This window comes from Aeromonas sp. R1-2 (assembly GCF_040908505.1).
Classification (GTDB): domain Bacteria; phylum Pseudomonadota; class Gammaproteobacteria; order Enterobacterales; family Aeromonadaceae; genus Aeromonas; species Aeromonas veronii.
Window position 1 is genome coordinate 24,027 of sequence record NZ_JBFODU010000006.1, and the last position, 11,812, is coordinate 35,838.

At 62.0% G+C, this 11,812-nt stretch carries 13 protein-coding genes; 11 read left to right on the top strand and 2 right to left on the bottom strand.

Features of this window, described 5'->3' with window-relative positions:
• The first annotated feature begins 1 nt into the window (after window position 1).
• The 10 genes from hybA to AB5Y76_RS00590 all read left to right on the top strand — a co-directional run bounded on the left by hybA (window position 2) and on the right by AB5Y76_RS00590 (window position 9,943).
• Window positions 2-1,048, top strand: coding sequence for a hydrogenase 2 operon protein HybA (hybA, locus tag AB5Y76_RS00545; protein ID WP_263717159.1), 1,047 nt, complete (start codon window positions 2-4; stop codon window positions 1,046-1,048).
• Complete coding sequence (hybB, locus tag AB5Y76_RS00550) at window positions 1,041-2,228, top strand: Ni/Fe-hydrogenase cytochrome b subunit (RefSeq protein ID WP_263717160.1); 1,188 nt, start codon at window positions 1,041-1,043, stop codon at window positions 2,226-2,228. Before hybA ends, hybB begins: the two co-directional genes overlap by 8 nt.
• Complete coding sequence (gene hybC, locus AB5Y76_RS00555; protein WP_263717161.1) at window positions 2,225-3,928, top strand: hydrogenase 2 large subunit; 1,704 nt, start codon at window positions 2,225-2,227, stop codon at window positions 3,926-3,928. Before hybB ends, hybC begins: the two co-directional genes overlap by 4 nt.
• Window positions 3,928-4,458 carry a HyaD/HybD family hydrogenase maturation endopeptidase gene (locus tag AB5Y76_RS00560; protein ID WP_263717162.1) on the top strand — a complete coding sequence of 177 codons (531 nt, stop codon included), beginning with the start codon at window positions 3,928-3,930 and terminating at the stop codon, window positions 4,456-4,458. The genes hybC and AB5Y76_RS00560 overlap by 1 nt, the downstream gene beginning before the upstream one ends.
• Window positions 4,440-4,979 carry a hydrogenase-2 assembly chaperone gene (gene hybE / locus AB5Y76_RS00565; RefSeq protein ID WP_263717163.1) on the top strand — a complete coding sequence of 180 codons (540 nt, stop codon included), beginning with the start codon at window positions 4,440-4,442 and terminating at the stop codon, window positions 4,977-4,979. Before AB5Y76_RS00560 ends, hybE begins: the two co-directional genes overlap by 19 nt.
• Before the next feature lie 130 nt (window positions 4,980-5,109).
• Entirely contained in the window at window positions 5,110-6,720 is a 1,611-nt protein-coding gene (locus AB5Y76_RS00570) for an ABC transporter substrate-binding protein (protein ID WP_263717164.1), read from the top strand.
• Complete coding sequence (locus AB5Y76_RS00575) at window positions 6,705-7,715, top strand: ABC transporter permease (RefSeq protein ID WP_263717165.1); 1,011 nt, start codon at window positions 6,705-6,707, stop codon at window positions 7,713-7,715. The genes AB5Y76_RS00570 and AB5Y76_RS00575 overlap by 16 nt, the downstream gene beginning before the upstream one ends.
• Complete coding sequence (locus AB5Y76_RS00580) at window positions 7,705-8,520, top strand: ABC transporter permease (RefSeq protein ID WP_263717166.1); 816 nt, start codon at window positions 7,705-7,707, stop codon at window positions 8,518-8,520. Before AB5Y76_RS00575 ends, AB5Y76_RS00580 begins: the two co-directional genes overlap by 11 nt.
• Complete coding sequence (locus AB5Y76_RS00585) at window positions 8,514-9,302, top strand: ATP-binding cassette domain-containing protein (RefSeq protein WP_263717167.1); 789 nt, start codon at window positions 8,514-8,516, stop codon at window positions 9,300-9,302. Before AB5Y76_RS00580 ends, AB5Y76_RS00585 begins: the two co-directional genes overlap by 7 nt.
• Complete coding sequence (locus AB5Y76_RS00590) at window positions 9,302-9,943, top strand: ATP-binding cassette domain-containing protein (protein WP_263717168.1); 642 nt, start codon at window positions 9,302-9,304, stop codon at window positions 9,941-9,943. The genes AB5Y76_RS00585 and AB5Y76_RS00590 overlap by 1 nt, the downstream gene beginning before the upstream one ends.
• 364 nt (window positions 9,944-10,307) lie before the next feature.
• Here the strand turns inward: AB5Y76_RS00590 and hypB are convergent, their stop codons facing one another.
• Complete coding sequence (gene hypB, locus AB5Y76_RS00595) at window positions 10,308-11,180, bottom strand: hydrogenase nickel incorporation protein HypB (RefSeq protein WP_368177650.1); 873 nt, start codon at window positions 11,178-11,180, stop codon at window positions 10,308-10,310.
• Between hypB and AB5Y76_RS00600 the strand changes: the two genes are divergently transcribed.
• Window positions 11,067-11,441: a hypothetical protein gene (locus AB5Y76_RS00600; protein ID WP_263717169.1), complete on the top strand. Its 375-nt coding sequence runs from the start codon at window positions 11,067-11,069 to the stop codon at window positions 11,439-11,441. The two genes, hypB and AB5Y76_RS00600, sit on opposite strands and share 114 nt — an antisense overlap.
• Here AB5Y76_RS00600 and hypA read toward each other — a convergent pair.
• Complete coding sequence (gene hypA, locus AB5Y76_RS00605; protein WP_005301911.1) at window positions 11,419-11,760, bottom strand: hydrogenase maturation nickel metallochaperone HypA; 342 nt, start codon at window positions 11,758-11,760, stop codon at window positions 11,419-11,421. The two genes, AB5Y76_RS00600 and hypA, sit on opposite strands and share 23 nt — an antisense overlap.
• Between the last annotated feature and the right edge of the window lie 52 nt (window positions 11,761-11,812).

The following is an 11,812-nucleotide window of genomic DNA, read 5'->3' on the forward strand; positions in this document are numbered from 1 at the left end:
CGTGAACAGACGCAACTTCCTCAAATTTGCCTCCGTCGGTGCACTGGCGGCGGGCACAGCCGTACCCGGCACCGCACTGGCGGCGGCCAAGAACAAGCCGCCCATTCCCGGCGCGCTCGGCATGTTGTATGACTCTACCCTTTGCGTCGGCTGTCAGGCCTGTGTGGCGGAGTGTCAGCGCCTCAACGGCAACCCGACCAACCCAGCCGGGGCGCAAACCTGGTCCAACAACGACAAGCTGACCCCTTACACCAACAACATCATTCAGGTGTGGAAGAGCGGCACTGGCGAGCACAAGGATCAGCTGGTGGATGGCTACGCCTACATCAAGAAGCAGTGCATGCACTGTGTCGATCCCAACTGCGTCTCTGTCTGTCCGGTGCAGGCTCTTAAAAAAGATCCCAAGACCGGCATCGTTCACTACGACCCGAGCGTCTGCACCGGCTGTCGCTACTGCATGGTGGGTTGCCCGTTCGATGTGCCCAAATATGACTATGACAACCCGCTGGGGGCGATCCACAAGTGCGAGCTCTGCAACCAGAAAGGGCTGGAGCGGATTGATCAGGGCAAGTTGCCCGGCTGCGTCGAGGTGTGCCCCACCGGCGCCGTCATCTTCGGCACCCGCGAGGAGCTGATGGCCGAGGCCAAGCGTCGCCTGCTGGCGACTCCGGGCAGCGAATATGCCTATCCGCGCCAGACCCTCTCTGCCAACGACCCTTACCTGCACGAGGTGCCCAACTACCAGCCTTACGTCTATGGCGAGAAGGAGGGGGGCGGCACCCAGGTGCTGGTGCTGGCCGGGGTGCCCTATACCAAGCTCGACATGCCCGATCTGCCGGAGCTCTCCTCCGGTGCCCGCTCCGAGCATATCCAGCACACCCTCTACAAGGGGATGGTGCTGCCCATGGTGGTGCTGACCGGCCTCTCGGTGCTCATTCGCCGCAACACCAAGAATGGTCACGATCATCATCACGATGATGGCCATGATCAGGGGAGTGCGCAGATCAAGGGTCAGGGCACTACAAAGGGAGGCAAGGATCATGAGTAACCACAAGGCGTATCCCCTCGGCGGCAAGCTGGTCAGCTGGCCTGTGCTGGTGCTGGCCCCCTTTGCCGTGCTGTGCGGCATGTTGATTTTAAAACGCCTCGTCTTCGGGCTGGGTTCGGTCACCGATTTGAATGGCGGTTATCCTTGGGGACTCTGGATCTCGTTCGATCTCTTGATCGGCACCGGTTTCGCCTGCGGCGGCTGGGCGCTGGCCTGGGCTGTCTATGTGTTCAACCGGGGCGAGTATCACCCGTTGGTGCGACCGGCCCTGCTGGCGAGCCTGTTCGGTTATTCGCTGGGCGGTCTCTCCATCACCATCGACGTGGGGCGTTACTGGAACCTGCCGTACTTCTACCTGCCCGGTCACTTCAACACCTCCTCGGTGCTGTTCGAGACGGCGGTCTGCATGACCATCTATATCGGGGTGATGGCGCTGGAGTTTGCGCCCGTGCTGCTGGAGAAGTTCGGCTGGCAGGCGTCACTCATTCGCCTCAACAAGATCATGTTCTTCGTGCTGGCGCTGGGGGCTCTGCTGCCCACCATGCACCAATCCTCGATGGGGTCGTTGATGATCGTCGCGGGGGAGAAGATCCATCCGCTCTGGCAAAGTTACGAGCTGTTACCGGTCTTCTCTTTGCTCACCGCCTTTATCATGGGTTTCTCCATCGTGGTGTTCGAGGGATCTCTGGTGCAGGCGGGATTGGCGGGGCGGGGCCCCAACGAGAAGTCGCTCTTCTACAAGCTGACCCAGGTGATCGATATCTTCCTGATCCTGTTTGTGGCGCTGCGCTTTGCCGAGATCGTCATCCACGACAAGTCGGAGTATCTCTCCGAGTTCAATCGCTTCTCCATCATGTTCTGGAGCGAGATTGCGCTGATGATCTTCCCGCTGCTGGTGTTCCACTGGGACAAGAGCCGCCGGGATTCGCGCATGTTGTTCCTGGGGGCCCTCAGCATGCTGCTGGGCGCCGCCCTCTGGCGACTGGATTACTCCCTGCTCGCCTTCAACCCCGGCAATGGCTACCACTACTTCCCCTCTGCGGAGGAGGTGCTGATCTCTCTGGGCTTTGTTGCCATCGAGGTGTGTGCCTATTTGCTGTTGATCCGGCTGCTGCCGGTACTGCCATCACTTGAACGTGTTCACCAAGATTATCAGGCCCGAGGGAAAGCCAACGTATGAGCCAACGTATCACCATAGACCCCATCACCCGCATTGAGGGGCACCTGCGTATCGACTGCGAAATCGAAGGCGGTAAAGTGACCAAAGCCTGGTCGTCCGGCACCATGTGGCGCGGGATGGAGGAGATCGTCAAGGGCAACGACCCGCGCGATGCCTGGATGATAGTGCAGCGCATCTGCGGGGTATGTACCTCCATTCACGCCATCGCCTCGGTGCGAGCGGTGGAGAACGCCATCGGTGCCAAGGTGCCGGTCAACGCCCAGTACATCCGCAACCTGATCATTGCTGCCCACAACATCCACGATCACATCGTCCACTTCTACCAGCTCTCCGCGCTGGACTGGGTGGACATCACCGCAGCCCTTGAGGCCAATCCGCAAAAAGCGGCGGACATGCTCAAGGGGGTCTCTACCTGGTCTCTCAACAGTGCCGATGAACTGACCAAGGTGCAGGATAAAATCCGCGCGCTGGTGGCGAGCGGCCAGCTTGGCATCTTTGCCAACGGCTACTGGGGTCACAAGGAGATGAAGCTGAGCCCGGAGGTGAACCTCATCGCCGTGGCCCACTACCTGCAGGCACTGGAGTGCCAGCGCGATGCCAACCGCATTGTCGCCATCCTCGGTGGCAAGAGCCCGCACATCCAGAATCTGGCGGTGGGCGGCGTGGCCAACCCCATCAATCTGGATGCACCAAGCGTGCTCAACCTCGAGCGGCTGCTCTATGTGAAGAGCTTTATCGACCGGCTCGGCGAGTTTATCGAGCAGGTCTACAAGGTAGATGCCGCCATCATCGCCGCGCACTATCCCGAGTGGCTGAGTCTGGGGCAGGGGGCCAAACACTACCTGAGCGTGCCGGAGCTCCCCACCGATGCCAACGGCGGCAGCTTCCTGATGCCGGGCGGCTATATCGAGAATGGCAATCTGACGGGTTATCGCCCCATCGAGAGTCATCAGGATGGCTGGCTGATGGAGGGCATCGCCGAGAGCAACAAGCACGCCTGGTACAAGGATGACGAGCCGCTCAAACCTTGGGAGGGCAAGACCGAGCCCGATTACACCGGCTGGCAGGATGACGGCAAATACTCCTGGGTCAAATCCCCCACCTTCTACGGCAAGGTGGTGGAGGTGGGGCCGCTTGCAGACTTGCTGGTTAAACTGGCCGCCAAGCACCCGGAGACGGTGGCGCACTTCGATCATCTGAATGGCATCTACAAGGCGCTCACCGGCTCGGCCATCAAGACCGAACAGCTGCACTCCACCATGGGCCGCATCATCGGTCGCGCGGTGCGCTGCTGCGTGCTGAAAGATACCCTGGCGCACCAGTGGAAGGCGCTGGTGGACAACATCGGCAAGGGGGACACCACCGCCTATATCAAGGCGGAGATCCCGGCGGACAAGGAGTTTCGCGGAGTGGGCTTTGAAGAGGCGCCGCGCGGCATGCTCTCCCACTGGATCGTCATCAAGGGCGGCAAGATCGAGAACTATCAGGCGGTGGTGCCATCGACCTGGAACTCGGGCCCGCGCAACTTCAATGATGAGCCCGGCCCCTACGAGCAATCTCTGGTAGGCACCCCGGTGGCGGATCCCGCCAAGCCGCTGGAGGTGGTGCGTACCATCCACTCGTTCGACCCCTGCATGTCCTGCGCGGTGCACGTGGTGGATACTCAAAATGGCGAAACAACTCAGGTGAAGGTGTTGTGATGAACATCCTGATCCTGGGCGTCGGCAACCTGCTCTTGAGCGATGAGGCGGTGGGGGTTCGCATCGTCGAGGCACTGGGGCGCGAATACCGTTTCTCCCCCGGTATCGAGCTGCTCGATGGCGGCACCGCCGGCATGGAGTTGCTCGAAGCGATGGCCAGTCGCGATCACATCATTCTGGCGGATGTGGTGCGCAGCGGTAATCCGCCGGGTACCGTGGTGACCCTGAAGGATGAGGAGGTCCCGACCCTGTTTGGCCGCAAGATCTCCCCTCATCAGCTGGGGCTGGCGGACGTGCTCTCGGCGCTGCATATGACGGGGGAGTCGCCAAAGCGGCTCACTCTGATCGGCATAGAGCCTGAATCCCTCGAACCCCGCATCGGCCTCACCCCAGTGGTGGCCGCTGCCATGGGGGAGGCGACGGATCGGATCTTGACCCTGCTGGCCAGTGTCGGTGCCCCCGCCATCCCGCTCTCTGAGCAGGAGAAAGCTGAACAAGCGCGGGAGGGCCTATGGCGCAGTCCCATTTAAGCGAGGCTGAGAGAGTGCTGGAGAGAGTACCGGAGATGGCACAGGAGTTTGCCGGTTTTGCCACCAATCCAGCACCTTTGCTGGTGGCCCAGTACGAGCGGATCGCTCGCGAAGAGATGCAGGCGTTGCCCTTCTATCACGCCACCATGCCCATAGTGGCGGAGTGCGTGCTGTTTGAAGACCAGTGGCTCGGCTGTGTGCTCACCCCCTGGATGTTGAGCGTTGTGGTGCTGCCGGGGCCGGAGCAGCTTTGGCCGGTACGCAGCAACAGCGATAGGCTCGCCCTGCAGCTCCCCTGCGGCAACATGACCTTTATGGTGGGTGAATTGCCCGAGACGGGACAGCTGCTAGCCTGCTCCCTGATGTCGCCGCTCGATCCCCATCTCGGGGCCGGGGAGGGGCGCTCACTGGTGAGCAGCACCCTCAAGATGCTGCTCTCCTTGCCGGTGCAGCAAGGGGCTGGCGGCGTGGATCTGGGTCGCAGACGGCTATTCGGTGCCCGGCGCGGTCAACCGGCATAGTCGCTAGGTTTCACGCGAAATCAAGTTTAGAATAGGGGGCTATTTTGGCCCCTCACTCCCATGTTCAGACACGCATTCCGCCTCTTTTTGAGTGATGATCCGTGAGTGGTACAAAACAAGAAGGATCCCCATGACTGTTCCACGCAATTCCCTTCGCCATTACGCCAGATCCAGCGCTACCGCCCTGTTGACCCTGCTGCTGGGCACTGCTTCTCACGCGGCGCTGGCCGCTGCTCAACCTGTGCCTGCCGAGCTCAAGCTCGCCATCGGCAGTGAGCCCACCGAAGGGTTTGACCCTCTGCTCGGCTGGAGCCACGGCAGCTACCTGCTGCTGCACAGCCCGCTGCTCAAGCAGAACGCCGATCTCAGTTGGCACAATGTGCTCACCCAAGCGGTGACCCCGAACAAGGATGGCAAGGGGTGGCTCATTACCCTCAGGCCTGCCCTGAAATTCTCCAACGGCGCGCCGCTCACCGCCGAGGATGTGGCCTTTACCTACAACAGCGCAGCCAAGGGGGGCGGCAAGATCGACATGGGCAACTTTGTCTCGGCCAAGGTGCTCTCGCCCACCGAGGTGGCCATCACTCTTAGCGCCCCCCAGAGCACCTTCGTCAACGTGCTGGGATCCTTGGGGATAGTGTCGAAGCGGGATTACGACGCAAAAGCCTATGCCCAAAAGCCGGTCGGTGCCGGCCCTTATCGGCTGGTGAGCTTCCTGCCCGGTCAACAGCTGGTGGTGGAGGCGAACCCCTATTACGCCGGCGGCAACAACGACTTCAAACGGCTGGTGTTTGTCTTTATCGATGAAGAGAGCGCCTATGCCGCGGCCCAGAGTAGCCAGCTCGATGTGGTGCGCATTGCCCCGTCGCTGGCGCCCACCGTACCTGCCTCCCTCAAGCTGTGGGTGCGGCCGAGCGTGGAGAACCGTGGCATCGTCTTCCCGATCCCGCCTGCGGGCGGCAAGGATGCCAAGGGTTATCCCGTCGGCAACGACGTGATCTCGGATGTGGCGGTGCGCCGCGCCATCAACTACGCCATCGACCGCAAGCTGCTGGCGGATCAGCTGCTGGAAGGGCATGCCATCCCCGCTTACAGCGCGGTGGAAGGCTTGCCCTGGCTAAATAAAGCCACTGCCTTCAAGGATGGGGATGTCGCCCATGCCAACGCCCTGCTCGACGAGGCGGGCTGGAAGATGGGCAGTGACGGCATTCGCCACAAGGGCGACCTGCGCGCCGCCGTTACCCTCTGGTACACCAGTGGCGACAGCACCCGCCGGGATCTGGCGGAAGCGGTGCGTGCCATGCTCAAACCCATCGGTCTCGACGTGAGCCTCAAATCCGGTAGCTGGGAGCAGGTGGAGCGCGAGATGCACGCCAATCCGGTGCTGATGGGGTGGGGGAGTCTGGATCCCATGGAGCTCTATCACCACTACCAGAGCGGTTCGGGCGGGGTAGAGTTCTACAACCCGGGCTATTACAGCAACCCGGTAGTGGATGGACATCTCAAGCAGGCGCTGGATGCCCCCGACTGGCAGGCGGCCGTGCCCTTCTGGCAGCAGGTGGAGTGGGATGGCAAGAGCGGCGCCGGGGTGCAGGGGGATGCCGCCTGGGCCTGGCTGCTCAATGTGCAGCACACCTATCTGGCCAACCGCTGCATCGATCTTGGCAAGGGGGCGCCAGAGATCCACGGTAGCTGGTCACTCCTCAACAACCTGCAGGATTGGCGGTGGACGTGCCGTTAAGTTCGCCCTTTAGCTCTTCCGGTTACATTCTGGTAAAAGCCCTGCTGCGTCTGGCAGGGCTGCTCTGTCTGGTCTCTGTCGCCACCTTTGTGCTACTGAGTTACTCCCCCATCGATCCCATCAAGGCCTATATCGGTAACGATCTGCTCCATGTGCCGCCCGAGCAGTATGCCCGCATTGCCGCCCGCTGGGGACTGGATCAGCCGCTGTGGCTGCGCTACTGGCACTGGTTTACCCAAGTGCTGCAGGGGGATCTCGGCTACTCCATGCTCTACAACGCGCCTGTGGCTCAGGTGATCGGCAGCCGCTTTGCTGCTTCCTTCCTGCTGCTGGCGGGGGCATGGCTGCTCTCCGGCTTTTTCGGCATTCTGCTCGGGCTCTGCGCCGGTCGCTATCTCAACCGCTGGCCCGATCGCCTTATCTGCCGTTTTGCCTATCTGCTCGCCTCCCTGCCCACCTTCTGGGTTGGCCTGTTGCTGCTCGCCCTGTTTGCGGTGCACTGGCCGCTACTTCCAGTCTGCTGTGCCTGGACGCCGGGCCTCTCTGCCGATGAGGCGGATTGGGCCATGCGGGCTCGCCATCTGCTGCTGCCAGTGACCACGCTTGCGCTGCTCGGGGTGGGCAACATTGCCCTGCATACCCGGGGGCGGGTGGCCGAGGTGCTGGAGAGCGACTTTATCCGCTACGCCCGCGCCCAGGGGGATGGCGGCTGGCCCATGCTGCGCTTCCATGTGCTGCGCCACGCCTTGACCCCGGCGCTCTGCCTGCAGTTTGCCTCGCTGGGTGAGCTGATTGGCGGGTCGCTGTTGGCCGAGAAGGTCTTCTCCTATCCGGGGCTTGGGCAGGCGACCGTGGATGCGGGGCTGCGGGGGGATATCCCCTTGCTGATGGGCATAGTGCTTTTTTGTACCCTGCTGGTCTTTATTGGCAACACAGTGGCCAGTTTGCTGCTGGCGCGCATCAATCGGGGCTGGGAGGGTGAGCATGCTGTTTAATCCGCTTCCCTCCATAGTGCGCCTTGGGGTGGCCCTGATCGGGCTGGCGCTGCTGGCAGCCTACGGCTGGAGCCTCTCTCATCAGGATGTGCCGATGGATCTGCTGGCGCGCCAGCAGCCCCCCTCGCTGGCCCACTGGTTCGGCACCGATCAGATGGGGCGGGATCTCTGGTTGCGAGCCTTTCAGGGCACCCTCACCAGTCTGGAGCTCGGCATCAGCACGGCACTCTGCAGTGGCCTGCTGGCCATGGTGGCGGCAAGTGTGTCGCTCATCCATCCCAGATGCGATGCAGCGGTGCGAATGGTGATCGACGCCATGCTGGCGCTGCCCCATATGCTGCTGCTGATCCTGATCTGCTTCACTGTGGGGGGCGGCATGCGCGGGGTGATCCTGGCGGTGGCGCTGACTCACTGGCCCAAGCTGGCGCTCATTCTCTGCGCAGAAGCGCGGCGGATCGCCTGTAGTGACTATGTGGTGCTGGCCCGCTGTCAGGGGATGGGGGCGCTGCGTCGCTGGCGCACCCACCTGCTGCCGGGGCTCTTGCCCCAGTGGTTTATCGGCACCCTGCTGATGTTTCCCCATGCGGTTCTGCACAGCGCGGCCTTGAGCTTTCTCGGCTTTGGTCTGGCGGCCCACGAGGCTTCGCTGGGCCTGCTGCTGGCCGATGCCCTGCGTTATCTGGCCGGTGGCGGTTGGTGGCTGGCCCTCTTCCCGGGGCTGATGTTGCTGCTGCTGGTGTTGCTCTTTGATCAGGCTACCCGCGCCTTGCAACAGTTGCTGTGGCACAGGAGTGAACCATGCTGAGTTTTGACCATGTGACCATAGAGGCGGCCCACTACTCCTGGCTAGGGCGACGCAGCTGGCAGCCATTGCTGACCGATATCAGCCTGCAACTGGCACCGGGGGAGATAGTGGCGCTGGTGGGGGGGAGCGGCGAGGGCAAGAGCCTGCTGCTGCAAAGCGCTCTGACATTGCTGCCGGACAACCTGCGCATGCGCGGCACCATCTCTCTCGATGGCACGCCTCTGTGCGATGCCGGTCGGGCCCGTCTGCGCGGCCACACCCTCTGCTATGTGCCACAGGGGGTAAGCGCCCTCAATCCGCTGCTGACGGTGGAGCGCCAGCTGGGCCGGGCGGCGCGCCTCTGCGGCCAGAGCGGTTCCCGCGAGCGGCTTGGTGAACAACTGCTGCGCTACCAGTTGCCTGCTGCCACCCTGGACAGATACCCGCGCCAGCTCTCCGGCGGCATGGCCAAGCGCATTCTGGCCTGCACTGCGGCACTTGGCGGCGCCCGTTACATTCTGGCGGACGAGATCACCGCATGGCTCGACGAAGGGCTGGCCTGTCTGCTGCTCGGCCAGTTGCGTGAATTGGCCAATCAGGGCAGCGGCATCCTCTGGGTCACCCACGATTTGGCGCTGGCGGCCCGCTTTGCCGATCGCATCGTGGCCCTGCATCAGGGGCAGGTGAGCGATACCCTGAGCAGCCACCATCTTCGTCAGGGGCTGGGGAGCGAGATGCTCCGTGCCCACTGGCAGGCGCTGCCGGAATTCAACGCGCTCTTCTCTGTGCCGGAGGTCTCCTGATGTTGGAAGTACGAAATCTCACCATCGCCCAGGGGGAACGTCCCCTTTGGCAGGGATTGTCGCTGACGGTGAAAGCGGGCGAACGGCTCGGTATCTCCGCCCCGAGCGGTTATGGCAAGACCACGCTGGGGCGGGTATTGGCCGGTTGGCAACCGGTTGGGGCCGGCGGGCAGATCCTGCTGGATGGGCAGCCAGTACCTGAACATGTAAAAGGTTATAACCCCATCCAGCTGGTGCCCCAGCACCCGGAGCTCACCTTCAATCCCTATCGCACCACCGGGCAGGCGCTCTGGGATGTATGGCGCCCCGATGAGGCCATGCTGATCCGCTTTATGGTCAAGCCTGAATGGCTTGGTCGTAAACCCGGTCAGCTCTCCGGTGGCGAGCTGGCCCGCATCGCGCTGTTGCGCGCCCTCGATCCTCGCACTCGTCTGCTGATTGCCGACGAGGTGACCGCCCAGCTGGATCCGCAAATTCAGCGGCAGCTCTGGCGGGAGTTGATGATGGAGTGCGAACAGCGCGGGCTTGGCATGGTGATATTCAGCCACCAGCAGGCGCTGCTGCGCCAGATCTGCCATCGGGTGCTGCGTTTTGGGGAGATGCAGCCCGTGACTGGTGTATTGGCTGAAAATGCGGCCTGAGGATTGGTTCCCCCTCATCCCCAGCCCTTTTCCCGCAAGGGGAGAAGGGAGTTGAAGGTGCCATCTCACCAGGCTCAGGGTTTAGGGTTTGGAAAATCTCGGGGTTTGAAAATATGGCTGGTTGTTATGCTCGAAGCCGCCCCCTGAGGCGTTTGAGGGAGTCGTATAGTTGCAGCATGCTGTCGGCATCCACAAACCGATGCCCTCTCCCTAGGGAGAGGGCCAGGGTGAGGGGCGCGAGTATAAAATGCTGGCCATTCTGTACAGAGAGAACCGTTGGCAAAGTGCGCAGATAAAGAGAGGGAGGCATCAGCCTCCCTCTCTTTTTATCCTCCGTTAGCAACGGCGTTTAACCGGTTCTGGTTCAGGCTGTGGCCAGCCAGTTAAGCCAGGCATCCATCCCTTCGCCGGTGGTGGCGCTGACCTGGATCACCTGGATATAGGGGTTGACCCGTTTGGCGTTCTCGATGCAGCGGGCCACGTCAAAGCTGACGTAGGGCAGCAGATCGATCTTGTTGATCACCATCAGCTGGGCGGCGGCGAACATGTCCGGGTACTTGAGGGGCTTCTCTTCCCCCTCGGTGACGGAGAGGATCGCCACCTTGTACTTCTCGCCGAGATCGAAGCTGGCGGGGCAGACCAGATTGCCGACGTTCTCGATAAAGAGGATGCCCCCTTCATTGGCGGGCAGCTGGTGGCAGGCATCGTGAACCATTTTGGCGTCCAGATGGCAGCCCTTGCCGGTGTTGATCTGCACGGCAGGGACGCCGGTGGCGCGAATGCGATCCGCATCGGCACTGGTCTGCTGATCCCCTTCAATCACGGCGCAGGGGCGTTTGTCGGCCAGCTGGCGCAGGGTTTCGCACAGCAGGGTGGTCTTGCCTGAACCCGGGCTCGACACCAGATTGAGCACCAGCTGGGCCGCTTCGTCGAAGTGCTCGCGGTTGTGGGCCGCCAAGGCATTGTTCTTGGCCAGCACATCCATCTCGATGGCGATCAGCTGACGCTGCCCCATGCCGGGCACCGACACTCCCGCTTCCCCTTTGCCATAGTGCAGGTCACCCTGCTGATGGTCATGGTCATGGTCATGGTCATGGTCATGGTCATGGTCATGGCTGTGATCATGGGGATGCGCGTGGGAATGGCCGTGGTCATGAGAGTGGGCATGATCATGATGGTGGTCGTGGGGATGATCATGGTGGTGCTCATGGGGGTGATCATGCCCCTCATGGCTTATGGGAGCCCGCACCCCGTGGTAGTGGTGATGGACATCCCCCTGATGGTGGTAGTGGTGGTGAATGATCAGGGTGCGCGGCGCGCTCTGCTCGTGATCATGATGGTGATGGGCGTCATGAGCATGATGATGGTCGTGTTCATGACCATGTTCATGGTGATGTTCATGTTCGTGATGATGCTCATGATCGTGCTCATGGCCGGCAATCCGAGCCTGGCCACATCCGCATACGCTACACATATCAACTTACCTCGATGTCGGTGATGCGCAGGCTATCACCCTGCGCGACTCGTAATTTGTATCCGCCACACTCGGGACAGGCCTGCCCGCGCTCGGTGAGGGTTACTGTCTGGTTGCAGTCGTAACACCAGGCCTCTGCCGCCTGATGCTGAAAGTGCAGTTGGGCCCCTTCGACGGCGGTGCCCTTGGCGGCCGCCTCAAAACAGAAGGCAATGGTGTCCGGGTCGACGCAGGAGAAGCTGCCGACCTCGAGCCAGAGGGCGGTCACCTTGTTAAAGCCTCGCTGGGTGGCCTGTTCGGCCGCCAGATCGATGGCGGCCATGGCCAGAGACATTTCGTGCATGGTGGCTCCTTAATCGATATGGGGAGGAGCAGTGACTCCTCCCTGTAATTGA